Genomic DNA, 25,828 nt, shown 5'->3' on the forward strand with positions numbered 1-25,828 from the left:
GCGCAGGCGGTTACTCTTCGAACAGGGTGCAGGCCATCACCAGGGCGTCTTCACGCCCGCCAGCGACCGGGTAGTAATCGCGACGCCGACCGATCTCGTTGAATCCGTAGCGCTCGTACAAACGATAGGCCGACTGGTTGCTGGCACGCACCTCCAGGAAACACTCGCGCCCATTGAGCTGGTAGGCACGCGCCATCAGGTGTTCGAGCAGCCGCAAGCCCAGGCCGCGCCCCTGGTTCTCCGGCTTGACCGTGATATTGAGCAGGTGCGCTTCGTCGATGATCACGTTGATCACGCCATGCCCTACCTGCTGCTGGCCGTCGAACATCAGCCACACTTCGTAGGACTTGAGCGCATCCTGGAAGATCCCGCGGGTCCAGGGGTGGCTGAAGGCGGCATATTCGATCTTCAGCACGTTATCCAGATCCGCCTCGGTCATCGGGCGGAAACTGATCGAGTCACTCATTCAACGCTCTTCCAGCGCGCCATCAGCTGGCGCATCGCTTTCCAGACGTCCGCCTTGCGTTGCGGTTCGTCCATCAACAGTTCAAGACCCGGCAATGCCCAGACATCGCCCAGGCCGTCGATCTTCAGTGATTGGTAGTAGGCCTGGGCATCGGCGTCGCCGGCAAAACGCACCGCTGGCAGGCCGATCAGCCAAAGGCAGGTGCAGGGGGCCTCTTCGAGGCGGGCCTGGATGAAGCCCTGGACGAAATCACGCGCAGCCTCCGGCCCCTGCTCCATGTTGCCGCGCACGAACAGCGGCCAGCGCACCGGCTCGCCGATGATCTGCGGCGCGTCCGGCAGGCCCGCAGCGCGCAGCATGTCCTTGAGCAACAGGTAAGAAGGGTCGCGGCTCTGGAACGGCTGACCGGTGGCAAGCTCCACCAGCAACAGGCACGTGCCGGCGCGCAGCAGTTGCAGGGCGAAACGCGGCGGCGGCACCGGGGACGGACGGGCAGCCTTAGGCGCCTCCTCTTCGCGCTCGACCGGCTTGGCAGCAGGCTTGGGCGTGCTGCCGGGGCGCGGGATCTCGATTTTCGGTCGCTCGCCGGAGCGGGCATGGACCGACGCGGCTTCGCCCTGCGCAGGCGCCTGGCGCACCGGCTGCACCTCGACATCCAGCTCCTCGACCGGCGCCACCGGCAACAGCAGCTCGGGGCGCGAAGGCGCGGCGAACGGCAGTTCGGCACGCGGCAGCCAGTGCACCACTTGCATGGCGGAAAGGTAGGCGCGGCGGCGGGGTTCGGTCAGCAAGGCTCGGGTATCCGGGGGGTTTGGTTCAGTCGGGCATTCTAACGCTGTTGGCGGCGGCGTGCCGCAACAGGCTGGCGGAAAAATTTATTGCTTGTGTCGGCCTCTTCGCGGGCAAGCCCGCTCCCACGGGGCCAGGCGCTGTATCTGTGGGAGCGGGCTTGCCCGCGAAGAGGCTGGCACAGATCAACGCAAATCCCGGACCAAGGGGTGAAATCCTCCCCCCCGTATGCAGTACAATCGCCCCTTTTATTTGGCAAAGAGTCGACCCGCCAATGATCGAACCCAAGCGCGTCCTGCGCGCCCTAGCCGAACACTGGGCCCTGATCGAGCCGCTGTGCGAGCGCTTCGACCAGGGCACCCTGAGCCTGGTCGAGCTGCGTCAGCAACTGGCCCGCCAGCAGGTGGAGAGCACGCCGCAGGACATCACCCAGCTGCTCGACGTGTGGATTCGCCTGGATATCCTGGTCCCGGTGGCCAAGAGCCCGAACCGCTTCGAGCTCAACGCGCAGATCCACGACTTCCTCGCCTACCTGCGCCGCGAGCACCGCCTTGGCCTGTGCCTGGAGATCGAAGCCTACCTGCGCCACCTCGAGCGCCTGGCCGGGCACATCCAGGACGCCTTCGACAACCGCGACAGCGACGACCTGGCCCGCCAGTTGCGCCTGCTCGACATGCGCGTGCGCGATGTCCTGAAGAAGCTCGACAACGACGAACAGGCGCTGGTCGCCGTGGCCGAACGGGCCAAGACCAGCAACCGCCAGATCCCCCTGCGCCAGCGCTACGCCGAGGTCCTGGCGACCTGGGACGAATACGTCGAACCGATGATCCAGCTGGTCAACGCCGACGGTGCCTTCGAACAGGGCGTACGCAAGGTCGAGACCGTGCTGCTGCGCCTGTTGGGCGAGCAGGCGCGCCTGGGCCACCTGGTCGACGACGACATGCTGCTGCGCACCCACGCGCGTATCCTCGAGATGCAGACCAGCGCCCAGCTCACCCTGCGCCACGCCCGCGAGCTGCTGCTGCCGCTGCGTGAGGAAGCACGCCGACACAACGCCGTCACCCGCGGCGCGGCACTGGCCCTGTCGGTGATCCGCAAGAAGGGCATCGACGCCGTGCCGCAAGCGGCCATGCCGATGTTCACCCGGCCGCAGAGCACCTTCCTGGGCAGCGCCAGCCAGGTCGAGGCCTATGTCTACGCCCTGGCCCGCTTCGAGCCCAAACCTGCGCGCTTCCCCAAGGCGCACAAGACCCACAAGGGCCCGCTGCCGCGCGCGCCGCGTACGGTCAAGGAAATGCTCGAACGCTGCGAGGACGCCCTGCCACTGCCCGACCTGATGGTCTGGCTGCTGGAGCAGGAACCCGAAGGTGCCACCGACGAGTTGCTGTACTGGTTCTCGCGCCTTTCTCGCGAAAAGCGCTTCAGCCGCGAGCGCCTGCAGCGCCAGGACTACACCACCCGCGAACACCTGGTCAGCCTGCGTTCCTTCGCCCTGACATCCAGCCGCGAACAACAACCGGCAGCCACCGAATCCACCGCGAGCCCAGCCAATGCATCTTGATCTTTCCGAACTGTCCCAGCTCGCGCCGATCTTCCGCGAGCTGTTCAAGGGTTTCCACGTCAGCCGCCGCGACCCGGAACTGTACGCGCAACTGTCGAACTTCCAGGACCAGTACCGCACCCTGTTCAAGGCGCTCGGTTTCGAGCTGGTCTGCGACACCCGCGGCTTCTACTACTTCGTCCCCGAACAGGCCGCCGCGCAGGTCAACAAGACCGCCCAGCGCCTGTCGCTGTTCACCTTCATCCTGGTTGAGCACCTGGCCGACCAGGGCCGCGACCCGATGGCCGTGCTCGACGGCGGCAGCATCGGCCGCGACGAGTTGCCCTCGCTGCTGGAAAAATACCGCGACCTGTTCCTGCAAGCCGAAGTGCAGACGGTCGAGGAGCTCGAAGAGAAAATCCTGCGCCGCATGACCCAGCTGGGCTTCGCCCATGAAGAAGGCGGCATCTACCGCTTCCTGCCGCCGATGCACCGCTTCCTCGATGTGTGCCTGTCGGTCCAGCAGGACCGCGACCTGGCCGCCACCCTGCACAGCGACCTGCCGCTGCCGATCCCGGTGCTGGTCGAGGAAGAAACCCCGGAACAACTCAACCGCACCGACGATCCGCTCGACCTCACCCCCTTCGAGGGCGACGAGAGCGAAGAAGACGCCCTGGCCCGGGCCATCCGCGAAGAGCAACAGGAGATTGACGCATGAGCCAGGAACGCTACGGCATTCGCCGCTTCGCACTGCTCAACACCGCCGGCTACAGCCTCGGCCTGTTCCCGCTGGAACACCCGCTGTCGGTCTATGGCGCGAACAACCTGGGTAAATCGGCGTCGATCAACGCCCTGCAGTTCCCGATCCTGGCACGCATGTCGGACATGAGCTTCGGCAAGTACAGCCTGGAGCAGTCGCGGCGCTTCTACTTCGCCAGCGACACCAGCTACATCCTCTGCGAACTGAACCTGCCCCACGGCCCGCACGTGATCGGCGTGGTCGGTCGCGGCCCCGGCGGCGGCTTCGGCCACCAGTTCTTCGCCTATCAGGGCGAGCTGGACCTGGCCCACTACCAGAAAGACGACACCTGCCTGCGCCAGAAGGAGCTGTTCACCAACCTCGAGCGCAACGGCCTCAAGGCCTACGAACTCAAGCCGGACGAACTGCGCCGGCTGCTGGTCGGCGGCCACACCTCGGTGCCGCTGGACCTGACCCTGATCCCGCTGCGCTCGACCAGCGAGCAGAGCCTGAAGACCTTCCGCGCGTTGTTCATCAACCTGCTGCACATGCGCGAGATCACTGCCGCCAAGCTCAAGCAGCTGTTCCTGGATGCCTTCGAGCACAGCCTGCGCTCGGGCAGCGTCGACTACATTGCGGCTTGTGAAGAAGCCTTCCGCGACGTGCGCCGCATGGAGCAGGACTACAACGCCCTGGTCGCTGCCGGCCCGCTGGTCGAGGCACTTGCCGGCGGCGTGGCCCAGCGCGACATCCTGCGCGGCAAGCTGCACCGTCTCTCCCCCCTGCTCGACAGCCTGCTCGGCACCTGGCAGGACTACGCCGTAGCGCGCAAGGAAGAGCTGGTGATCCAGGCCGAGCACTATCGCGCCGAGCAGGATGGCCTGCAGAACGACCAGCGTGGCGGCACCCAGGAGCTGATGCGCCTGGAGCGCGAAATCACCGGCATCCAGCGCTGGCTCGGCGAGCTGTCGGTGCTCAAGCACCGCTTCGCCCTGGTCGATGACGTCAAGGTACTGGAGCAGCAACTGCTCGCCGCCAAGGACGCCCACGACGAACTGGCCGGCGCCCTGGCGCAGTCGCGCCAATTCTCCGCCGAAGACCTCGACGAGCGCGTGCGCGACCTGGAAAAACGCGTCAAGGCGGTCAAGCAACAGCTCGAACACGCCGACAACAACAGCTACGCACGCCTGCGTGAGGAGTTCTCGCAGCAGGATGTCGATCGCCTGATGCGCCTGTTCAATGGCGCGCTGTTCAGCCTGCCGCTGGGCGATCGGGGCATCGAGCTGGACGACAGCGACCTGTGGGTCAAGACGCTTGAAGGCGTGCTCGACAGCTTCAAGGGCGAGCGCTTCGAAGTGCCGGGCCTGTCCATCGACCTGTCGCACATCGAGCCGCCCGCACTGCAGGCCCTGGCCGACCGAGCCGCCCTACGCGACCAGAAAGAGCGCCTGGAAAAGGAGCTCAAGCAGCTCAAGACCCAGCAGGCCGTAGCCCTGGACCGCGCCGCGAGCAAAGCCCAGACCGAGGCGCTGTACCAGCAGGTGCTGGATGCGCAGAAGGCCCTGGAAGACTTCCGCCGCACCGAGACCCTGAGCGCCGAAGAGCCCGAGAAAATGGAGCAACTGGCGCAGTTCGAAGCCGCCCAGGACGAGCTCAAGCGCTCCAGTGACGCCTTCACCGAGCGCGTCCAGCAATTGTCGGCCAAGCTGCAACTGGTTGGCCGCCAGATCGCCGACATGGAAGCCAAGCAGCGCACCCTGGACGACGCCCTGCGCCGCCGTCAGCTGCTGCCGGCCGACCTGCCGTTCGGCACGCCGTTCATGGAGCCGGTCGATGACTCGATGGACAACCTGCTGCCGCTGCTCAACGACTACCAGGACAGCTGGCAGGCGCTGCAGCGCGTCGATAACCAGATCGAGGCGCTGTACGCCCAGGTGCGCCTGAAAGGCGTGGCCAAGTTCGACAGCGAAGACGACATGGAACGTCGCCTGATGCTGCTGATCAACGCCTACTCGCACCGCACCGAGGAAGCCCTCACCCTGGCCAAGGCGCGCCGCGCGGCGGTCACCGACATCGCCCGGACCCTGCGTAACATCCGCAGCGACTACGACAGCCTCGAGCACCAGCTGGCGCTGTTCAACCGCGAGATCAACAAGCGCCAGGTGTCCAACCTGGAGAGCTTCCGCGTGGTGCTGGCGCCGAACAAGGAAGCGCTCAAGCACATCGACCAGATCATCCACAGTGCCGGCCAGTACGAGGAAGGCGAAACGCTGTCGGTGTTCGATCTCACGCAGAGCGCCGAGCAGGATCACAAGAACGAAGAGGCCAAGGAGTACCTGGCGCGGCTGGTAGCGGCCAACCACAACCAGCTGGGCCTGAAAGACCTGTTCGAGCTGGCCTTCGAGATCACCAAGATCAACAGCCAGCCGGTGATCCACGCCGACATCGACGGCGCCGCTTCCAACGGCACCACCATGACCATCAAGGCGCTGACCAACATGTACCTGTTGCTGCACCTGATGGACCGCGACCTGGCCGGGCGCATTCGCCTGCCCTACTACCTCGACGAAGCGGCGGACATCGACGAACGCAACCAGGCGGCATTGCTGGAGACCAGCCAGCAACTGGGCTTCGTACCTATCCTGGCGAGCGTGAAGCCGCAGGTGTCGGCGCGCGTGGCGATCGATCTGGAAGGCGGCAGTGGGCCGAACGGGATCTACATCGACGAGGCGGACTGGAAGTACATCAGTCGGCGGGATGAAGTGAAGGCAATCGTGCGTGAGGATCAGGCCGAAGAGCTGGCCTGAGGCAACCGCGGCCCATTCCTGTAGGAGCGGGCTTACCCCGCGATAGGGCCCGACTTGGCAACCTCGCCGCCAGGTCGGGCCCTATCGCGGGGCAAGCCCGCTCCCACAGGGGGAGGAGCTGCGTCGTTTATTGGGCATGCGCCCAAGGCAGAATCGGAATCGCCGTCACCGCATTCTGCGGGCTACCTTCGACTATCCGGTCGCTGTACACCAGGTACACCAGCGTGTTGCGCTTCTTGTCGAGAAAACGCACCACCTGCATGGTCTTGAACACCAGCGAGGTGCGTTCCTTGAACACCTCCTCGCCATCCTTGAGCTCACCCTTGAAGTTGATCGGCCCGACCTGACGGCAGGCGATCGATGCCTCCGCGCGGTCTTCCGCCAACCCCAGCCCACCCTTAACGCCGCCGGTCTTGGCCCGCGACAGGTAGCAGGTCACGCCCTCGACCTTGGGGTCGTCGAACGCTTCGACCACGATACGATCGTTGGGCCCAAGGAACTTGAACACGGTGGACACCTGGCCGATTTCCTCGGCACCGGCCAGCATCGGCAGCATCAACGCTGCCACGGCAAACATCCTTTTCAGCACGGGCGTCTCCTTCAGACCAGAACCAGGTTGTCACGGTGCACCAGCTCAGGCTCGGCGCTGTAGCCCAGCAGGCTTTCGATGGCGTCCGACGGCTGGCCGATGATCTTCTGCGCCTCCAGGGCGCTGTAGTTGGCCAGGCCACGGGCCACTTCCAGGCCATCGGGGCCGACGCAGACCACCATCTCGCCACGGCGGAAGCTGCCCTGCACAGTCTTCACACCGACCGGCAACAGGCTCTTGTTCGATTCGCGCAGGGCCTTCACAGCGCCGGCATCGAGCACCAGGGTGCCGCGGGTCTGCAGGTGGCCAGCCAGCCACTGCTTGCGCGCGGCGAGCATGCCGCGCTCAGGCGACAGCAAGGTGCCCAGGCGTTCGCCAGCCCTCAGGCGGTCCAGCACGCGCTCGATACGGCCACCGATGATGATGGTGTGGGCACCGGAGCGCGCGGCCAGGCGCGCAGCACGCAGCTTGGTCTGCATGCCACCGCGCCCCAGGGCGCCACCGGTGCCGCCCGCCACGGCGTCGAGCGACGGATCGTCGGCGCGGGCTTCGTAGATCAGTTGGGCTTCGGGGTTGTTGCGCGGGTCGGCGTCGAACATGCCGTCGCGGTCGGTAAGGATCACCAGCAGGTCGGCCTCGACCAGGTTGGCCACCAGCGCGGCGAGGGTGTCGTTGTCGCCGAAGCGGATCTCGTCGGTGACCACGGTGTCGTTCTCGTTGATCACCGGCACCACGCCCAGGTCGACCAGGGTACGCAGGGTGCTGCGGGCATTGAGGTAACGCTTGCGGTCGGAAAGGTCGTCGTGGGTCAGGAGGATCTGCGCGGTGTGCTTGCCGTGCTCGCCGAAGCTCGACTCCCAGGCCTGCACCAAGCGCATCTGGCCGAGCGAGGCGGCCGCCTGCAGCTCGTTCATCGCACTCGGTCGCGTGGTCCAGCCCAGCTGGCTCATGCCTGCGGCCACGGCCCCTGAGGAGACCAGTACCAGTTCAACGCCCGCTTCACGCAGTGCGACCATCTGCTCGACCCAGACTGCCATCGCACCACGGTCGAGGCCCTTGCCATCGGCGGTCAGCAGCGCACTGCCGATCTTCACGACCCAGCGCTTGGCGCCCGTCACCTTGCTTCGCATCTTCTCTTCCAACCTATGTCGAATCTGTAGATACCAAAACGCCGCTCATTTGAGCGGCGTACCGTGAGAGGGGGTTGAGGCCATCGCGGGACAAGCCCGCTCCCACAAGGATCGCAGCGGACCTGTGGGAGCGGGCTCGTCCCGCGATGGGCTCAACGCCCAAGCCTGATCACGGCACACTGCTCGAAGAGCGGCGTCCAGTGTACTGCAACCGGTCAGTCGCGCACGTAAATGATTTCCGGACCGTCCTCGTCGTCTTCAAAGTCATCCCAGTCGTCATCGTCGCCGATGTCGTGGACGCTCTTGACGCCGGTACGACGCAGGGTACGGGCGTCGTCCAGGGCCTGCAGCTGGGCGCGGGCCTCGTCTTCGATACGCTGGTCGAGGTCCTTGAGCTCGGCGGCGTAGGCCGGGTCGTTGGCCAGGCGGTCGGCGCGGTCTTCGAGGAAGCGCATCAGGTCGTGGCTGAGCTTCTCGGTGCCCTGCTTGGAGATGGCCGAGATCACGTAGACCGGGCCATCCCAGTTCAGGCGATCGACGACTTCCTTCACACGCTCGTCGCGCTCGTCTTCCATCACCATGTCGGCCTTGTTCAGCACCAGCCAGCGCTCACGATCGACCAGTGCCGGGCTGAACTGCGCCAGCTCGTTGATGATCACTTCGGCGGCATCGGCCGGGCTGCTCTCGTCCAGCGGCGCCAGGTCGACCAGGTGCAACAGCACACGGGTACGGGCCAGGTGCTTGAGGAAGCGGATACCCAGGCCGGCACCTTCGGAGGCGCCCTCGATCAGGCCGGGAATGTCGGCAATGACGAAGCTCTTCCAGCGGTCGACGCTGACCACGCCCAGGTTCGGCACCAGGGTGGTGAACGGGTAGTCGGCAACCTTCGGCTTGGCGGCCGAGACGGCGCGAATGAAAGTGCTCTTGCCAGCGTTCGGCAGGCCCAGCAGGCCGACATCGGCCAGCACTTTCATTTCCATCTTCAGGTCGCGCTGTTCGCCCGGCTTGCCTGGCGTGGTCTGGCGCGGCGCACGGTTGGTGCTCGACTTGAAGCGGGTGTTGCCCAGGCCGTGCCAGCCGCCCTGGGCGACCATCAGTTTCTGACCGGGGGTGATCAGGTCGCCGATGACTTCCTGGGTGGAGGCATCGATCACCGTGGTGCCGACCGGCACGCGCAGGAACAGGTCCTCGCCCTTCTTGCCGGTGCAGTCGGTGCTGCCGCCATTCTGGCCACGCTGGGCCTCGTGGTGGCGGGTGTAGCGGTAGTCGACCAGGGTGTTGAGGTTCTCGTCGGCCACCATGTACACCGAGCCGCCGTCGCCACCGTCACCGCCGTTGGGACCACCGTTCTCGATGAATTTTTCGCGGCGGAAGCTCATGCAACCGTTACCGCCGTCACCGGCTTTTACCCGGATCGATACTTCGTCAACAAACTTCATTCAAAACCGCCTCTCGTCGGACGACGAGCTGAAAACCAGAAAACCCTGAGGCTCTTGCAAAAATGAGCGCGGCGGCCCCGTACCATCAGAAACCAACGCCGGCAGCCCAGACAAACAGCTTTGCAAGAGGCTCACCACAAACGAAAAAGCCCCGTCGCATGACGGGGCTTCTGGAGCGACGTCGCGATTAAGCGGCGACGATGCTCACGTAACGGCGGTTGAACTCGCCTTTCTTCTCGAACTTGATCACGCCATCGATTTTGGCGAACAGGGTGTGATCCTTGCCCATGCCAACGCCGTAGCCAGCGTGGAATTCGGTGCCGCGCTGACGGACGATGATGTTGCCCGGCTTGATAACCTGGCCGCCATACATCTTCACGCCAAGGCGTTTCGATTCTGAGTCGCGACCGTTACGAGTACTACCACCAGCCTTCTTGTGAGCCATGGTTCAATTCTCCAAATAAATTCAGGGGACCTAGGGGATTAAGCCTGGATACCGGTGATTTTGATCTCGGTGAACCACTGGCGGTGGCCCATGCGCTTCATGTGGTGCTTACGACGACGGAACTTGATGATACGAACCTTGTCGTGGCGGCCTTGCGAAACCACTTCGGCCACTACTTTGGCGCCAGCGACGACTGGAGCACCGATGGTGACTTCTTCACCGTTGGCAACCAGCAGAACGCGATCGAAAGTCACGGATTCGCCAGTGGCGACTTCCAGTTTCTCGATCTTGAGGAATTCACCTTCAGCGACTTTGTACTGCTTGCCGCCGGTAACGATTACTGCGTAGGACATTTTGAATCTCCGATAATCCTGCTCACCCAGCGCTTTATATGATGAGTATTGGCTGGCATGGCTGCACAAGGCTGGAACGGCCCGGTGCAATTGCGTAAGGCAGGTGCTGCCCAGGAAGTTAGGGTGCGCGATTGTACGCAACCCGGCAAAGCCTTGCAAGTGCCGCCCCGAGGGTGCAGGCAGCGCGCCTTGACACACCGGGACCCGCGACCTAGCATGCCGCGCAACCTCAATGGAGCAGCCGATGCAACCCCAATCCTTCTACCGCGCGGTAGCTGACGATTTCAGCGCCGTCGACGAGATCATCAAGAAGCAGCTGACCTCGCGCGTGCCGCTGGTATCGAAGATCGGCGACTATATCACATCCGCTGGTGGCAAACGCCTGCGCCCATTGCTGGTGCTGCTGTGCGGCAAGGCCCTGGGCCGCGAAGGCGACGACCTGCGCCTGCTGGCCGCGACCATCGAATTCCTGCACACCGCCACCCTGCTGCACGACGATGTGGTCGACATGTCCGGCATGCGCCGCGGCCGCTCCACCGCCAACGCCCTGTGGGGCAACGCCCCGAGCGTGCTGGTCGGCGACTTCCTCTATTCGCGCTCGTTCGAGATGATGGTCGAACTGGGCTCGATGCCGGTCATGCAGATCCTCTCCAAGGCCACCCGGGTGATCGCCGAGGGTGAAGTGCTGCAACTGTCGCGCGTGCGCGATGCCAGCACCACCGAAGAGGTGTACATGGACGTCATCCGCGGCAAGACCGCCATGCTCTTCGAAGCCTCGACCCACAGCGCCGCGGCGCTGGCCGGCGCCAGCGACGAACAGCGCGAGGCCCTGCGTACCTTCGGCGACCACCTGGGCGTGGCCTTCCAGCTGGTCGATGACCTGCTCGACTACAAGGGCGACTCCGAAACCCTGGGCAAGAACGTCGGCGACGACCTGGCCGAAGGCAAGCCTACCCTGCCGCTGATCTACACCATGCGCGAAGGCACGCCAGAGCAGGCGGCGCTGGTGCGCCAGGCCATCCAGAAGGGTGGCCTGGAAGACCTCGAGCAGATCCGCATCGCCGTCGAAGCCTCCGGCGCGCTCGACTACACCGCACAGATGGCCCGCGACTACGTCGCCCGTGCCATCGCCTGCCTGGAAGTGCTGCCGGCGAGCGAATATCGTGATGCGCTGGTCGAGCTGAGCGAGTTCGCGGTCGCGCGTACGCACTGATAGATCGCATCGTCTTCATTCGCGGGCAAGCCCGCTCCCACAGGGCCCAAGTACATCAGGCCTTTTGTGGGAGCGGGCTTGCCCGCGAATGCTTTTGTGCGGACAAAAAACATTTTCGCCGCAAAACCTTATACAATGTGCGCCTTTAACCCTCTGTACACCAAGGAACCGAAGTGAGCACTTTGCCGCCCTGCCCCGCCTGCAACTCCGAATACACCTACGAGGATGGCACCCAACTGATCTGCCCCGAATGCGCCCACGAATGGTCGGCCATCGGCGACGCCGAGGCGAACAGCGATGACGTGGTGAAAAAGGATTCGGTCGGCAACGTCCTGCAGGATGGCGACACCGTCACCGTGATCAAGGACCTCAAGGTCAAGGGCTCTTCGCTGGTGGTCAAGGTCGGCACCAAGGTCAAGAACATCCGCCTGTGCGACGGCGATCACGACATCGATTGCAAGATCGACGGCATCGGCGCGATGAAGCTCAAGTCCGAGTTCGTGCGCAAGGTCTGAGGCTATTTGCAGGGCCGCCCTCGGGTGGCCCTGACAGATCCTGCAACAGGATCATCTGCACCCTTTGGCAGAATTAATCCAATAGTCACTTGCTATTTTGATAATAAGAATTATTCTCATTGGAAAGTTTTCCAAGGAGAATAGCCATGACCTACCTGATCGACGCCTGGCTCGACCGCCCCCATCCCTACCTGCGCATCCTCCATCGCGAGACCGGCGAAGTCTGTGCCGTGCTCGAGGAAGAAGCACTCGACGAACTGCGTGACCAGGGCGACCTGGACCTCAACGGCCTGAGCTCGAGCGAGCCTGGGGTACTTAAGGAGCTGGTGAGGAATCTGTTTCTGTTCTGTTATGCGCGGGCGTTGCGCCCAGGGGGAACGGATTGGAATTGAGGCCGGCATTACCGGCCTCTTCGCGGGACAAGCCCGCTCCCACAGGGATTGGGCTGGTCTTTAGATTTTGAACAAGACAGTTGCTCCCACCAGTACACCTGCGCATTAGAGCCTGCGGGGCACATGTGGGAGCGGGCTGGTCCCGCGATGAAGACGACGCAGTCTTACAGAACGTCGAGCAGCTCGACGTCGAACACCAGCACGCTGTGCGGCGGGATGCTACCAACGCCTTGCGCGCCATAGGCCAGCTCGCTCGGCACGTACAGGCGCCATTTGCTGCCCGCGTTCATCAGTTGCAGCGCCTCGGTCCAGCCAGCGATCACGCCACCTACCGGGAATTCGGCAGGCTGGCCGCGCTCGTAGGAGCTGTCGAACACGGTGCCGTCGATCAGGGTGCCGTGGTAGTGGGTACGCACGTTGTCTTCGCGGCTCGGCTTGGCACCGCTACCTGCGGTCAGCACTTCGAACTGCAGGCCCGAGGCCAGGGTGGTGATGCCATCACGCTTGGCGTTCTCGACCAGGAAGGCCTTGCCCTCGGCGGCGGCGGCCTCGGCCTTGGCGGCAGCTTCGGCCTGCATCACTTCGCGGATAACCTTGAAGCTGGCAGACAGGTCGGCTTCGCTGACGCGGCTGTCGGCACCGTTGAAGGCGTCGGTCAGGCCGGCCAGGATCGCTTCCAGGCTCACACCCGGTGGCGGGTTGTCGCGCAGCTGGCCGCCCAGCTGACGGCCGATGCCGTAGCTGACGCGGGATTCGTCGGTGGACAGGTTGAGTTCGGACATTGGCTTGCTCCGCTTAAGGGCGCACTGCATCCGCGCCCTTGGTGAAAAGGGCAAGCAGCCTAGCACACTGGGGCTGCGCGAAGCAGCTACCAGGCCGAACGCTGGGAAATCGGGACCTTGAGGTCTTCCTCCGGGTGGCTACCCATGCCGCACATCTCATCCTGCACCGACCAGTGCACCAGATTCATCGACAGCATCGGCAGGGCTTTCAGGAGCAATCGTGCATCTTCGACCGAGTGCACCCTCAAGCGCTCTCCACGGGGGGCGTGGAGAGGATGGGCGTGACCCTTGATCCGGGCCTCGAGCAGGTAGTCACCACCTTCGATGGCGATCAGGTTGAGTTCATCGACGTGGCCGGCCCTGGCCTCGGAATTGAGCTGATGCAGATTCATGAATGCACCTCGCTGCGGAAACCCCGCATGAGTGCTCATTTTTTGTACAGAAGCTGGGATTAGGCAAGGGGCCGTCGTTCGGGCCGCGTCGTGCCTTTCGCGGGTAAACCCGCGAAACGGCCTTCACCGACTCAATGCTTGGTCAGCTTGTCCAGATAACCCATGCAGAAAGCCGAGACCACGAAGGTCATGTGGATGATCACGTACCACATCAGGTAGTCGGTGGAGATGTTCTGCGCATCCATGAACACGCGCAGCAGGTGAATCGAGGAAATGGCCACGATCGACGCGGCAACCTTCATCTTCAGCGAAGAAGAATCCATCTTGCCCAGCCAGTTGAGCTTCTCCTTGCTCTCGTCGATGTCCAGTTGCGAGACGAAGTTCTCGTAGCCGGAGATCATCACCATCACCAACAGGCCGCCGACCAGCGACATGTCGATCAGCGAAAGGATCACGAGGATCAGGTCCGCCTCGCTCAGCGCAAAGACGTTGGGCAGTACGTGGACCACTTCCTGAAAGAATTTCAGCGCCAGCGCCAGCAGGCCCAGGGACAGGCCGAAATAGATCGGAGCGAGTAGCCAGCGGGAGGCATACATCGCGTTTTCGAGAATACGTTCCATGGAGGATAGGGGCTCATGAGATGACTGAAAAAGCGTGCGCGAGTATAGCCAGCCATCTATGACAGCAAAAGTCTGCGGCGGGTTGCCGCAGAGCCCTCTTCAATTGTCCGGACGGAACTGGTAGTCCCCAAGGTTGCGACAACGCTCGCCATTGATCCGCCGCAATTGCGCCTGCAGGTGCAGGCACCAGATTTGCGGATCCTCGGCCACCTGGTAGCCGTGCAGGGTCAAGCTGTCGACAATGGCGTTCATTACCGATTCGGCCACCATCGGCCCATGAAACGGCCCTTGCGCCTTGATCGCAGAAGGCTGCTCACCGGCCATGCCGGCGGCAAACAGCAAGGTCCACATGCCGTTGTCGCCGGCCAGCGGACGGATGCTGCACTCGATGCGGGTCACCAGGCCAAGGCACTGGCGGGTGAGGCTGAGGTTGCGCATGGCGGCGTCCCCTCTGAGAAGCCCTGTTCAGCCTGCACGACAGGCTGTTTCCATCCTGAACCCTGACAACTCCTTAAGTTCCAGCATAGATGACAGGTGAGCATTGCTGGAAAACCGGCGCTGAACGGTAGCACTTGGCCGCCAGCGCCGGTTTATTGACTCAGGCAGGCTTGGCCTCAGCCACCATCTCCTCCAGCCGTTCCTTTTCGGCGTCCTTGATCTCTTCCTCGCTGATCATCTCGGCGATGGCCCGAAGGCGCTCGACCACCCTTGCATTGACGCTGCCTTCGGGGAACTCGCCCTTCTCGTCGGGCGCACCAGCGTCCTCGCCCACCAGCAGGCTCAGCGCCTCATCGGCCTGGCTCACCGCATAGACATGGAAGCGCCCGGCCTCGACCGCCTGCAGCACGCGCTCGTCGAGCATCAACGTGGCGACGTTGGCGCGCGGGATGATCACCCCTTGCTCGCCGGTCAGGCCACGCGCTTCGCACAGGCGGAAGAAGCCTTCGATCTTCTCGTTGACCCCGCCCACCGCCTGCACTTCGCCGAACTGGTTGATCGAACCGGTGATGGCGAAGCACTGCTTGAGTGGCGTGCGCGACAACGCCGAGATCAGCGTACAGGCCTCGCCAAGCGAAGCACTGTCGCCGTCCACGTAGCCATAGGACTGCTCCAGCGCGATGCTCGCCGAGATCGCCAGGGGGAACTCCTGGGCATAGCGGCTGCCCAGGTAACCGGTGAGGATCATCACGCCTTTGGAGTGGATCGGCTGGCCGAGGTTGACCTCACGCTCGATGTCGACGATGCCGCTGCCGCCCGGGTAGACCGTGGCGGAGATCCGCGCAGGCATGCCGAATGCCGAATCGCCGACTTCCAGCACCGTCAGGCCGTTGCACTTGCCGATGGCCGCCCCCTCGCTGTCGATCAGGATGATGCCGGCGAGCATGTCATCGAGCACCCGCTGCGACACCCGCCCGGTGCGCGTCGCCTTGGCCTTGAGCGCGCGCTCGATGTGCCCGGCATCGGTCATCTCGTCGTTGGCCAACTGGCGGATGAAGTCCGCCTCGCTGACCAGTTGGAACAGGTCGCCGATACGCGCCGACAGGCGCGACTGGTTCTCGGCCAGGCGCGCGCTGAAGGTCGCCAGGCGCGCCACGGCATCGCTGGTCAGCGGCGCCATGCCCTCTTCATTGGTGCGCGTGCGCAGCAGTTGGGCGAACTGCTCGAGGTTCTCGTCGACCATCGGCATGTCTTCGTCGAAGTCGACCAGTACGCGGAACATCTCCTGGAAGTCCGAGTCGTGATCCTGCAGCGCGTAGTAGAGCTGACGCGAGCCGATGATCACCAGCTTGACGTTGAGCGGGATCATCTGCGGCGTCAGGGTGACGGTGGCGATGCGCCCCAGCTCGCCCAGGGGAGACTCCATTTTCAGCTTGCGCGACTGCAACGCACGCTTGAGCGCATCCCAGACGAAGGGCTCGCCCAGCATCTTCTCCGCTTCCAGGATCAGGAAGCCGCCGTTGGCGCGGTGCAATGCCCCCGGACGCAGCTGGCGGTAGGAGGTGGAAAGCGCGCCCTGGTCAGTGCTGTACTCGATGCGACCGAACAGGTTGTCGTAGGTCGGGTGCGGCTCGAACACCACAGGCGCGCCGCCATTGACCGGATGCCCCACCACCAGGCTTGGCGCGTACTGCTCCTCGAGCATCTTGCGCGCCACCGCGTCGGTCTTGGCATCGTCGACCAGTTGCTCGACCACGGTGCGCAGCAGGTTCAACTGCACCGACTGCAGGTAAGCGCACACCGCAGCGTTCTCGGCGTACTTCTCCGACAGAGGGGCCAGTAGCGGTTGCAGGGCCAGGGTGATGGTTTCTTCGTTCAGTTCGCGCAGCTGGTTGTTCGACTCGCGCTTCCACTGCGGCAGGCTGGACAGTTCCTCGTTGAGACGCTCCTCCAGCTCGGCGATGTCTTCGTGGAACTGCTCGCGGACCTCTTCAGGCAACTGGGCGAACTCGGCCTCATCCAGCGCCTTGCCTTCGGCCATGGGGGTGAAGGCGACATTGCTGGCATCGCGGTACAGCGCCACGTCCTTTTCCAGCGACGCGCGTTCTATCACATCCAGGGCACGGTCGTAGCGCTGGTTGAAGGCGCGATCGATGGCGCCCTTCTTCTGCTGGTAGGACGGGTGCTCGAACACCGCCGGGAAGGTCGCCAGCAGGTTGCCGATCAAACCGTTCATGTCGGCGATGAACTCGCCAGCAGTGCCTGCCGGCAACTCCAGCGCACGCGGCTCGCGGGTGTCTTCGAAATTGTTGACGTAGACCCGGTCGGCCGGGGTCTGCTGGCGCTTGCCCTCGGCCTTGAGGTAGCGCTTGACGAAGGAGAAGCGGCCGGTACCCGGCTCGCCCATCACATAGACGTTGTAGCCAGGGCGTGGCATAGCCACGCCGAACTGCAGGGCCTCGACGGCACGCTCCTGGCCCAGTACTCCGCGAAACGGCTCCAGATCATCGGTGTTGGTGAAGGCAAACTGCTCGGGGGAAAAACGCCGGGTCAGGGCTTCAGGCGCGAGACGCAGGCGCGCAGCAACAGGATCGGGCATTGGGTTTCCTTACTTCGGCGGGGCGGATACGCAGCATTCTGGCGCCGGGGGCGCGCGCCTTGCAAGGCTCCGCGGGACTTTATGTCGCAGGCGTTAAAAAGGTTTGTCCAAGATTTTTTCGCAATCAACTACGCAACTATTGGATCGTGCCTAAACTCCAAACTGCGCGGGTGGGTAAAATGCTTCCCCGTCCTGGCAGTGAACTGCCAGACAACCCTGATCATTGATACGTATCGAAAAAGAGAATAACGCTATGAAACGGATTCTTCTGGGTACCTTGTTCGCCGCGGTTTCGATCAATGCCATGGCCGAAGCGCCAGGCGGCCCGAACTGCGGTTGGGGCAACCTGCTGTTCGAAGGCCAGCGCGGCACTCCGGCGCACTTCCTGGCCTCCACCACCAACGGCACCTCCGGTAACGCCACCTTCGGCATGACCTCCGGCACCAACGGCTGCTCCACCAAGGCAGCGCTCACCTACGGCGGCAAATCGTGGCTGGCCATGAATGGCACCATGAACGAACTGTCCGAAGACATGGCTCAGGGCCAGGGCGAAGCCCTGACCACCTACGCCGTAGTACTGGGCGTCAAACCCGAAGACCGCGCGCACTTCGCCTCGGTCACCCACGACCACTTCCAGCAGATCTTCAGCAGCGCCAACGTCACTGCCGAAGATGTCCACAACAACACCATCGCGGTCCTGAAAAAAGATCCGCAACTGGCGAAGTACGCTACCGAAGCGTAAGTTCGACCTGCCCGCCCCGCTTGCGGGGCGGGTTTCGCCCGCCTCCCTTCGGCATCATTCAGAAGTAGTTGCCCGATATGCTCAAACGCTTCGCCTACCTGACGTTATGCGCCTGCGCCCCTGCCTACGCGGCACCTTCATTGGATGACGCGCGCGTGCAGCAGTTGGCCGCCGACCGCTACTGGATCGCACTGGGTCACTACGAAACCGCCAAGCTGGGCGGTTGGCGCAGTTATGTGGACGACGACAAATTCTTTCTCGCCGAGGACGGCGCCCATCATCCGGATCGCGAACTGCGGGCCACGGTCGATGCGCTGTATGCCCCGGCCAACCTGGGCGACAAACACGCCCAATGCGTCTTTCCGGCGCGCACCCGCTGGCTGCGCGAGCAACTGCAGCTCAGCGACCTGCCGACCCCGGACTGCCAGGAATACAGCCGCTGGTACGCCGACGTCGCACCGCACAGCGCGGTGCTGATCTTCCCGGCGGCCTACCTCAACAGCCCGTCCTCGATGTTCGGCCATACCCTGCTGCGCATCGACAAGGCCGACACCCGCAGCAACGACACCACGCTGCTCAGCTACGCGATCAACTTCGGCGCCTATATCGAAGGCAGCGACAACAGCATCCTCTACGCCTGGAAAGGCCTGATGGGCGGCTACCCCGGGCTGTTCGCGATGATGCCGTACCAGGAGAAACTCTCCGAATACCGCAGCCTGGAGAACCGCGACCTGTGGGAGTACCAGCTGGACCTGACGCCTGAAGAGACCGGGCGCATGGTCGAGCACGTCTGGGAACTCAAGCAGGTGCAGTTCGACTACTTCTTCTTCGACGAGAACTGCTCCTACCGCCTGCTGGAGCTGCTGCAGGTCGCCCGCCCCGGGCTGGACCTGACCTCGCAGTTCCCGCTCACCGCCATCCCTACCGATACGGTCAAGGCAGTCAAGCAGTCGGGGCTGGTGTCCGATGTGCGCTACCGGCCATCGCGCGAACGCGAGCTGCTGGCCCGCGCCGAGCCACTGGACCATCACGAAAAACAGCAGGTATTGGCCGTCAGCGCCGACACTGCGCAATTGCAGAGCCCTGAGTTCACCACCCTGCCACGCGAACGCCAGGCTTTGGTACAAGATGCCGCCTATCGCCTGGAACGCTACCGCGCCACCGGCCAGGAGCGTGACCCCGAACAGGCCAGGCGCAGCTTCGAGCTGCTGCGGGCGATCAACCGCAACCCGCCGCCACCGCTGCAGATCGAACGCCCCGGCCTGCCCGAGGACGGTCATCAGTCGCGTACCTGGCAGCTGGGTGTCGGCACCCGCGAAGACCGCGCCTTCGCCGAGTACGGCTTGCGCATGGCCTACCACGACCTCAACGACAACGCCTACGGCTTCCCGCTCGGCGCACAGATCGAGATCCTCCAGCTCAAGCTGCGCCAGTACGAGGGCAACGACTGGCAGGTGCAACGCCTGGACCTGGCCACCATCCGCTCACTGACCCCGCGCAACGAACTGCTCAAGCCCTGGTCGTGGCAGGTGGCTGGCGGCCTCGAGCGGGTGCCGGGCAAGCATGACGACGAGGTGCTGGTCAGCCACGTCAACGGCGGCGGCGGTGGGACCTGGCAGCTTGCCGACGGCCTGCTGGGCTTTGCCCTCGGTACGGTGCGGGTCGAACATCACAATGACTTCGCCGAGTTCATCTCGCCGGCGGCCGGTTTCAATGGTGGCCTGCTGTGGCGCAACGGGCTGGGCAACATGACCCTGGAGGCAAAAGGCGATTACTTCACCAATGGTGAAGTGCGGCGCAGCCTGAGCCTGAACCAGCAGTGGGAGATTTCGCAGAACCTGGGCCTGAGGTTGAGCGCCAAGCGCGAGTTCAGCCACCTGGCCACCGCGCAGAACGAGGTGATGCTGGAGTTGAAGTGGTACCAGTACTGATACCTTTGCGTGGGGCCACAGGGATTCGCATCATGACGTGCAATCCTTCGACGGCGTTTTGACATCGCCGCGACAATCCACGACCTAGACTTCCCCTATCACCCGGAGGTCCAGTGTCTATGTCGCGGTACGGTTTCGCCCTGTGGATAACCCTGCTGCTGGTCGGCTGCCAGTCCACCCGCGAGCAGATGCTCGACCAGGGCTACCCACCGGCCTATGCCGATGGTTTCCAGGACGGCTGCAGCAGTGGCCGCCAGGCGGCGGGGCTGATGGTCGGAGATTTTCGCAAGGACGTCCCGCGCTACCTCCACGATCGTCGCTACGAAAGCGGTTGGGACGATGGTTTTCGTCAGTGCCATGCCATGCAGAACAGCGAAGACACGCGCCAGTACCGAGAGCGCTACTGGGACGAGCGTGACCGCGAATGGCAGCAGGAAAAAGACCGCGGTGCAGCGCGCGCCTATCGTCACAATTAGGTCGCAGCCAGACATTCAGGGAAACTCGACAACCCTCACCATGGTCTCCAGAAACAAGGAGGCCGTTCATGAGCCGAGCATTCGTCAACGAAGACCAGGCCGCCGCCCAGGCCAGCCAGCCGGTGGAGCGACGGGTCAGCGACCAGCCCAACTACGTCACCGCCAGCGGTCTTGCGCAACTGCAGCAACGCGTGGCGGCGCTCATTGCCCTGCACAGCGATCTGCAAGCCCAGGGTGAGCATGCCGACAAACAGCGCCTGGCCGATACCGAGCGCGACCTGCGCTACTTCCGCACACGCGTACAGAGCGCCCAGGTGGTGCCACCTGCGACCTCGCAGGACAAGGTGCAGATCGGCAGCCGGGTGAGGTTTGTCGATGAGCAGGATGAGGAGCACAAGGTGCAACTGGTCGGGGAAGATCAGGCCGATGCAGCGCGCGGGCTGATCAACTGGGGTTCACCGCTGGGGCGGGCGCTGCTTGGCGCAAGGCCTGGGGATGAGGTGCTGTGGCGGCGGCCGGCGGGGGATCTGTCCATCGAGGTGGTCGAGATCCTGGGCGAGGGTTAGAGGCTGCTGCGCAGCCCAATCGCGATTCCTGCAGGAAGACCAGCCCAATCCCTGTGGGAGCGGCGGTTCGGCGCTCCGACTTGTCCCGCGATTGGGCCGCAAAGCGGCCCCGAGGATCTCGAATCAGACCACCCCCTGCGCCAGCATGGCATCCGCCACTTTCACGAAGCCGGCGATGTTCGCGCCCTTGACGTAGTTGACCGAGCCATCGGCTTGCTCGCCATAGTGCACGCACGCATGGTGGATCGACTGCATGATCGCATGCAGCTTGCTGTCCACCTCACCCGCCGTCCACAGCAGGCGCATGGCGTTCTGCGACATCTCGAGGCCCGACACCGCAACGCCACCGGCGTTGGACGCCTTGCCCGGTGCGAACAGGGTGCCCGCCTCGATGAACACATCCACAGCCTCGAGCGTGGTCGGCATGTTGGCGCCTTCGGCGACGCAGACGCAGCCGTTGCGCAGCAAGGCGCGGGCGTCCTCGACGTCCAGTTCGTTCTGGGTGGCGCACGGCAGGGCGATATCGCACGGCAGGCTCCACGGCGTCTGGCCCTTGCGGAACTCCAGGCCAAAACGCTCGGCCAGCTCGCTGATGCGGCCACGCTTGACGTTCTTGAGCTCCATCAGCGCATCCCACTGCTCGTCGTTCAGCCCGGCCTCGCAGAACAGCGTGCCTTCGGAGTCGGACAGCGAAATCACCTTTCCGCCCAGGTCCATGACCTTGCGCGCCGCATACTGGGCCACGTTGCCAGAACCGGAGATGGCCACGCGACGCCCGTCGATTCGCAGGTCTTTACGCTTGAGCATCTCCTCGGCGAAGTACACGCAGCCGTAGCCGGTGGCTTCCGGCCGGATCAGGCTGCCGCCATAGGTCATGCCCTTGCCGGTCAGCACCGAGGTGAACTGGTTGGCCAGGCGCTTGTACTGGCCGAACATGAAGCCGATCTCACGGGCGCCAACACCGATGTCACCGGCCGGCACGTCGAGGTCGGCGCCGATGTGGCGGTACAGCTCGCTCATGAATGCCTGGCAGAAGCGCATGACTTCGGCATCGCTCTTGCCCTTGGGGTCGAAGTCCGAGCCACCTTTGCCGCCACCCATGGGCAGCGAGGTCAGCGAGTTCTTGAACACCTGTTCGAAGGCCAGGAACTTGAGCACGCCCAGGTTCACCGACGGGTGGAAGCGCAGCCCGCCCTTGTAGGGGCCGATGGCGCTGCTCATCTGGATGCGATAGCCGCGGTTGACCTGGACCTTGCCCTGGTCATCGACCCACGACACGCGGAACAGCACGGCACGCTCCGGCTCGACCATGCGTTCGAGGATGCCGGCCTGCAGGTAGTGGGGGTTGGCTTCGAGGAACGGCCAGAGGCTGCGCAGCACCTCTTCGACAGCCTGGTGGAATTCGGGCTGGGCAGGGTCACGCTGCTTCAGGCGTGCGAGGAAATGGTCGACGGATTCGATCATGGTAGACATCTCACCAAGAGGATTGGACTTATTGATTTTTTCCGGACTCTATCAAGAAGCAATCGCACTGGAACAGGGCAAAATGTCGTTTTTCTGAATTTTTTTGGTGCGTTTTATATAAATGTATACAAACCGTCACCGAGGTGTGGCATTCGCGGGCAAGCCCGCTCCTACAAGGGCTTGGACCGGCAAGCTTCCCTTCTAGAAGCGGGCTTGCCCGCGAATGAAGCACCACCGCTCCCAGCAAGGCACAAAAATGGGGCCCCTGAGGGCCCCATCCTTGTGCAGCAAAAACCGGCTTACTGCGCCAGCTTCTTGTGCCGTACCCGGTGCGGCTGGGCAGCAGCGTCGCCCAGGCGTTTCTTGCGATCGGCTTCGTACTCGGTGTAGTTGCCCTCGAAGAACACCACGTTCGAGTCGTCCTCGTAAGCCAGGATGTGGGTCGCCACGCGGTCCAGGAACCAACGGTCGTGGGAAATCACGATGGCGGCGCCCGGGAAGTCCAGCAGGGCTTCTTCCAGCGAACGCAGGGTCTCGACGTCCAGGTCGTTGGACGGTTCGTCGAGCAGCAGGACGTTGCCGCCCTCTTTCAGGGTCAGTGCCAGGTGCAGACGGCCACGCTCACCACCGGAGAGGTCCTTGACGAACTTCTGCTGGTCGCCGCCCTTGAAGTTGAAACGGCCCACATAAGTGCGCGACGGGATCTCGTAGTTGCCGATGCGGATCTGGTCGGAACCGTCGGAGATCTGCTGGAACACGGTCTTGCTGCCGTCCAGGTCCTCGCGGCTCTGGTCGACGCAGGCCAGTTGCACGGTTTCACCGATCTCGATGCTGCCCGAGTCCGGCTGCTCCTTGCCCATCAGCATGCGGAACAGGGTCGACTTACCGGCGCCGTTACCGCCGATAACGCCGACGATGGCGCCTTTTGGCATGGAGAACGACAGGTTGTCGATCAGCACGCGGTCGCCATAGCCCTTGGAGACGTTCTTGAACTCGATGACCTTGTCGCCCAGGCGCGGACCTGCCGGGATGTAGATCTCGTTGGTCTCGCTGCGCTTCTGGAACTCCTGCGACTGCATCTCTTCGAAACGCTGCAGGCGAGCCTTGGACTTGGACTGGCGGGCCTTGGCGCCTTTGCGCACCCACTCCAGTTCCTCTTTCATGGCCTTCTCGTGGGCGCTCTGCTGCTTGGATTCCTGCGCCAGACGTTCCGACTTGGCCTCCAGCCAGCCCGAGTAGTTGCCTTCGTACGGGATGCCCGCGCCGCGGTCCAGTTCGAGGATCCAGCCGGCGACGTTGTCGAGGAAGTAACGGTCGTGGGTAATGGCGACCACGGTGCCAGGGAAGTCGTGCAGGAAGCGCTCCAGCCAGGCCACCGAGTCGGCGTCCAGGTGGTTGGTCGGTTCGTCCAGCAGCAGCATGTCAGGGGCCGACAGCAGCAGGCGGCACAGGGCCACACGACGCTTCTCGCCACCAGACAGGTGCTCGATGCGCGCATCCCAGGCCGGCAGGCGCAGAGCGTCGGCAGCGACGTCCAGCTGACGCTCCAGGTTGTGACCGTCAGCGGCCTGCAGGATGGCTTCGAGCTTGGCCTGTTCGGCGGCCAGCTTGTCGAAGTCGGCATCCGGGTCGGCGTAGGCGGCGTAGACCTCGTCCAGGCGCGCCTGGGCGTCCTTGATCACGCTGACCGCTTCCTCGACCACTTCACGCACGGTCTTGTTCGGGTCCAGCTGGGGCTCCTGCGGCAGGTAGCCGACATTGATGTCGGGCATCGGACGGGCTTCGCCGTCGAATTCCTTGTCGACACCCGCCATGATCCGCAGCAGCGTGGACTTACCGGCGCCGTTCAGGCCCAGCACGCCGATCTTGGCGCCGGGGAAGAACGACAGGGAGATGTTCTTGAGAATTTCCCGCTTCGGCGGCACGACCTTGCTCAGCCGATGCATGGTGTAGACGTATTGAGCCAAAACCAAGCCCTCTATATGGATAGGTAAAGACATCGACGATCGCCCTGAACGGGTCAGGGCGATCTGTATTCGAGGTGTCGTTGAACAAAGCTGGCCATTCTACGCCAAGTCTTGGTGAATGGCTGCCATGTGCAGGATCTGCACGTCGGCATTGCGCGAGCGATCAGACGTGACGCTGCTTGCCCTTGCCGCGCGGCAGGCGCGACCGCCCGCTTTCTTCGGCCAGGCGCGCGGCCCAGGCGGCCTTGACGCTGAAACCGCCGGTGCGGGCCGGGGTCTCGACGGTCTTGCCGGCCGGCTTGCTCGCCGGTTTGCTCACAACCTTCGCTGCAGGTTTCACCTCGGCGGCAACAACCGCGACTTCGGCCGGCTCGAGCGCAGCCTTGGCCGACTTGCGCAGCTCGGCCAGCGACGGCGTCTTGCGCTGGGCAGCCGCCGCGTCGGGCTTGGCGAACGAGCGCTGGCAGGACTTGCAGGATACGTCGTCGGCCACGGCAGTGCTGACCAAAGTCTGACTGCTGCGCCCACAGGCGGAATCGAGGCCATTGGTGGAATAGTGGGTAACCAAACCGTGCTTCTCCGATGCATTGACTATGAAACGGCCGGCATTCTCGCACAGGTTGCAGGGGCTTGCCGAACACCCGGCCGGTGCCGGGACGAGACATATCGGCTGGCACTTTGCCATAATCCAAGGCATGCTAGGGTCCGTCTGAAATGTGTCTGCGCGAAGGCCAGACAAGGCAAAACGGGGGGAGGAAGCGCAGTGTACTGGAGTACATGAGCATTCCGAGCCACGTTTCAACGCAGTATGGGCGAGTGCAGATACATATCAGACAGAGCCTAGCCGCTTTCGTATGTCCGGCCTTATAGTGCGCCACGGCGGCATGCCGCGTGCATGATCCCCCCTGCCTTCGCCAGCCCAATCGCAGGACCAACGCTTGACCAACTTCACCCGACCGCCCATCCAGCGCCCTGCGCCGCCTGCTTCGTTGCGAGGCTCGCTCAAGGGTGCGCTTGCCCTGCTGGCCCTGGTCCTGCTGGGGCTGTTGTTCTGGCAACTGTTCTCGCAGTTCCGCCACACACAGGCCGACCTGCGCCAGCAAAGCGTGGCGACGAGTGCGGAACTGGCCCACCACCTGACCCTGAACATGGCGCTCAAGGCGCAGCAGGCCATGAATCTGCTGCAGCCCTACGTCAAGCCGCCGTCGCCTGCGGCCCTGCCGGCGCTGCTGCAGACACTGAGGGGACGCTTGCCGGCCTTGCGTGGCCTGGCCTGGCTGGACAGCAACGGGCAAATCCGCGGCGACAGCCTGCGCGACAGCCCCGACCGCCAAACGATCGACGGTCTGGTACGTCTGAACCAGGGTAACGCCTACTTCTATGGTAATTCGAGCGACAACCAGCTGGTCTACCTGCTGCTGCGCCAGCCCACCG

The 25,828-nt window shown here is 63.7% G+C and carries 25 protein-coding genes; 10 read left to right on the forward strand and 15 right to left on the reverse strand.

Going from position 1 to position 25,828, the window contains the following annotated elements:
- Positions 1-10: 10 nt before the first annotated feature.
- Together rimI and AC2CGW_RS05210 are read right to left on the reverse strand one after the other, a co-directional pair.
- Complete coding sequence (rimI, locus tag AC2CGW_RS05205) at positions 11-466, reverse strand: ribosomal protein S18-alanine N-acetyltransferase (RefSeq protein ID WP_186668343.1); 456 nt, start codon at positions 464-466, stop codon at positions 11-13.
- Complete coding sequence (locus AC2CGW_RS05210) at positions 463-1,257, reverse strand: energy transducer TonB (protein WP_186668345.1); 795 nt, start codon at positions 1,255-1,257, stop codon at positions 463-465. The genes rimI and AC2CGW_RS05210 overlap by 4 nt, the downstream gene beginning before the upstream one ends.
- 272 nt (positions 1,258-1,529) lie before the next feature.
- On the opposite strand from AC2CGW_RS05210, the gene mksB reads away from it, so the two are divergent.
- The 3 genes from mksB to mksF are packed head-to-tail and all read left to right on the forward strand — an operon-like array spanning position 1,530 to position 6,341.
- On the forward strand, positions 1,530-2,816 hold the full coding sequence (gene mksB, locus AC2CGW_RS05215) for an Mks condensin complex protein MksB (RefSeq protein WP_054892490.1): 1,287 nt from the start codon (positions 1,530-1,532) through the stop codon (positions 2,814-2,816).
- Positions 2,806-3,513: an Mks condensin complex protein MksE gene (gene mksE / locus AC2CGW_RS05220; RefSeq protein ID WP_484573630.1), complete on the forward strand. Its 708-nt coding sequence runs from the start codon at positions 2,806-2,808 to the stop codon at positions 3,511-3,513. Before mksB ends, mksE begins: the two co-directional genes overlap by 11 nt.
- Positions 3,510-6,341 carry an Mks condensin complex protein MksF gene (gene mksF, locus AC2CGW_RS05225; RefSeq protein WP_112899166.1) on the forward strand — a complete coding sequence of 944 codons (2,832 nt, stop codon included), beginning with the start codon at positions 3,510-3,512 and terminating at the stop codon, positions 6,339-6,341. Before mksE ends, mksF begins: the two co-directional genes overlap by 4 nt.
- Before the next feature lie 127 nt (positions 6,342-6,468).
- On the opposite strand, the gene AC2CGW_RS05230 is transcribed toward mksF, so the two are convergent.
- The 5 genes from AC2CGW_RS05230 to rplU all read right to left on the reverse strand — a co-directional run bounded on the left by AC2CGW_RS05230 (position 6,469) and on the right by rplU (position 10,297).
- A complete protein-coding gene (locus tag AC2CGW_RS05230; protein WP_186668416.1) occupies positions 6,469-6,918 on the reverse strand; it encodes a CreA family protein in 450 nt (149 codons plus the stop codon).
- A 23-nt stretch (positions 6,919-6,941) separates the two neighbouring features.
- Positions 6,942-8,060 (reverse strand): glutamate 5-kinase, encoded by a 1,119-nt coding sequence (gene proB / locus AC2CGW_RS05235; RefSeq protein WP_484573631.1) that lies wholly within the window; start codon positions 8,058-8,060, stop codon positions 6,942-6,944.
- Between the two features lie 215 nt (positions 8,061-8,275).
- Positions 8,276-9,499, reverse strand: a complete 1,224-nt coding sequence (gene cgtA, locus AC2CGW_RS05240) for an Obg family GTPase CgtA (RefSeq protein ID WP_186668347.1) — start codon at positions 9,497-9,499, stop codon at positions 8,276-8,278.
- A gap of 187 nt (positions 9,500-9,686) precedes the next feature.
- The gene (rpmA, locus tag AC2CGW_RS05245; RefSeq protein WP_029614211.1) at positions 9,687-9,944 is read right to left on the reverse strand and encodes a 50S ribosomal protein L27; all 258 of its coding nucleotides are present in this window, start codon (positions 9,942-9,944) and stop codon (positions 9,687-9,689) included.
- 38 nt (positions 9,945-9,982) lie between these two features.
- Positions 9,983-10,297, reverse strand: coding sequence for a 50S ribosomal protein L21 (gene rplU / locus AC2CGW_RS05250; protein ID WP_003247466.1), 315 nt, complete (start codon positions 10,295-10,297; stop codon positions 9,983-9,985).
- A gap of 244 nt (positions 10,298-10,541) precedes the next feature.
- Between rplU and AC2CGW_RS05255 the strand changes: the two genes are divergently transcribed.
- The 3 genes from AC2CGW_RS05255 to AC2CGW_RS05265 all read left to right on the forward strand — a co-directional run bounded on the left by AC2CGW_RS05255 (position 10,542) and on the right by AC2CGW_RS05265 (position 12,417).
- Positions 10,542-11,510, forward strand: coding sequence for a polyprenyl synthetase family protein (locus AC2CGW_RS05255; RefSeq protein WP_065864077.1), 969 nt, complete (start codon positions 10,542-10,544; stop codon positions 11,508-11,510).
- Between the two features lie 173 nt (positions 11,511-11,683).
- Positions 11,684-12,025: a zinc ribbon domain-containing protein YjdM gene (locus AC2CGW_RS05260; RefSeq protein ID WP_186668349.1), complete on the forward strand. Its 342-nt coding sequence runs from the start codon at positions 11,684-11,686 to the stop codon at positions 12,023-12,025.
- A gap of 146 nt (positions 12,026-12,171) precedes the next feature.
- Positions 12,172-12,417: a PA4570 family protein gene (locus AC2CGW_RS05265; protein ID WP_186668351.1), complete on the forward strand. Its 246-nt coding sequence runs from the start codon at positions 12,172-12,174 to the stop codon at positions 12,415-12,417.
- A 164-nt stretch (positions 12,418-12,581) separates the two neighbouring features.
- Here AC2CGW_RS05265 and bamJ read toward each other — a convergent pair whose 3' ends face one another.
- The 5 genes from bamJ to AC2CGW_RS05290 all read right to left on the reverse strand — a co-directional run bounded on the left by bamJ (position 12,582) and on the right by AC2CGW_RS05290 (position 17,248).
- Positions 12,582-13,199 carry a BamJ family beta-barrel-assembly machinery protein gene (gene bamJ / locus AC2CGW_RS05270; RefSeq protein WP_186668353.1) on the reverse strand — a complete coding sequence of 206 codons (618 nt, stop codon included), beginning with the start codon at positions 13,197-13,199 and terminating at the stop codon, positions 12,582-12,584.
- An 86-nt stretch (positions 13,200-13,285) separates the two neighbouring features.
- Positions 13,286-13,591: a DUF6482 family protein gene (locus tag AC2CGW_RS05275; RefSeq protein WP_186721516.1), complete on the reverse strand. Its 306-nt coding sequence runs from the start codon at positions 13,589-13,591 to the stop codon at positions 13,286-13,288.
- 131 nt (positions 13,592-13,722) lie between these two features.
- Complete coding sequence (locus AC2CGW_RS05280) at positions 13,723-14,211, reverse strand: TIGR00645 family protein (RefSeq protein WP_003247486.1); 489 nt, start codon at positions 14,209-14,211, stop codon at positions 13,723-13,725.
- Between the two features lie 99 nt (positions 14,212-14,310).
- Entirely contained in the window at positions 14,311-14,649 is a 339-nt protein-coding gene (locus AC2CGW_RS05285) for a PA4575 family protein (protein WP_186668357.1), read from the reverse strand.
- A gap of 160 nt (positions 14,650-14,809) precedes the next feature.
- Positions 14,810-17,248 carry a Lon protease family protein gene (locus AC2CGW_RS05290; protein ID WP_186668359.1) on the reverse strand — a complete coding sequence of 813 codons (2,439 nt, stop codon included), beginning with the start codon at positions 17,246-17,248 and terminating at the stop codon, positions 14,810-14,812.
- Positions 17,249-17,501: 253 nt separating this feature from the next.
- On the opposite strand from AC2CGW_RS05290, the gene AC2CGW_RS05295 reads away from it, so the two are divergent.
- The 4 genes from AC2CGW_RS05295 (at position 17,502) to AC2CGW_RS05310 (ending at position 20,963) form a co-directional block, all read left to right on the forward strand.
- A complete protein-coding gene (locus AC2CGW_RS05295; RefSeq protein WP_065864072.1) occupies positions 17,502-17,990 on the forward strand; it encodes a DUF3015 domain-containing protein in 489 nt (162 codons plus the stop codon).
- 77 nt (positions 17,991-18,067) lie between these two features.
- Positions 18,068-19,921, forward strand: a complete 1,854-nt coding sequence (locus tag AC2CGW_RS05300; protein ID WP_484573632.1) for an Lnb N-terminal periplasmic domain-containing protein — start codon at positions 18,068-18,070, stop codon at positions 19,919-19,921.
- A gap of 119 nt (positions 19,922-20,040) precedes the next feature.
- Complete coding sequence (locus AC2CGW_RS05305; protein WP_186668362.1) at positions 20,041-20,397, forward strand: hypothetical protein; 357 nt, start codon at positions 20,041-20,043, stop codon at positions 20,395-20,397.
- A 68-nt stretch (positions 20,398-20,465) separates the two neighbouring features.
- The gene (locus AC2CGW_RS05310; protein WP_186721514.1) at positions 20,466-20,963 is read left to right on the forward strand and encodes a GreA/GreB family elongation factor; all 498 of its coding nucleotides are present in this window, start codon (positions 20,466-20,468) and stop codon (positions 20,961-20,963) included.
- Between the two features lie 123 nt (positions 20,964-21,086).
- On the opposite strand, the gene gdhA is transcribed toward AC2CGW_RS05310, so the two are convergent.
- From gdhA to AC2CGW_RS05325, 3 genes are all read right to left on the reverse strand, one after another.
- Positions 21,087-22,427: an NADP-specific glutamate dehydrogenase gene (gdhA, locus tag AC2CGW_RS05315; RefSeq protein ID WP_186668366.1), complete on the reverse strand. Its 1,341-nt coding sequence runs from the start codon at positions 22,425-22,427 to the stop codon at positions 21,087-21,089.
- 299 nt (positions 22,428-22,726) lie between these two features.
- Positions 22,727-24,394: an energy-dependent translational throttle protein EttA gene (gene ettA, locus AC2CGW_RS05320; protein WP_186668368.1), complete on the reverse strand. Its 1,668-nt coding sequence runs from the start codon at positions 24,392-24,394 to the stop codon at positions 22,727-22,729.
- A 163-nt stretch (positions 24,395-24,557) separates the two neighbouring features.
- Positions 24,558-24,962, reverse strand: a complete 405-nt coding sequence (locus tag AC2CGW_RS05325) for a hypothetical protein (protein ID WP_426352657.1) — start codon at positions 24,960-24,962, stop codon at positions 24,558-24,560.
- Positions 24,963-25,828: the final 866 nt, after the last annotated feature.

This window comes from Pseudomonas sp. SYWMCR5, from assembly GCF_057197165.1.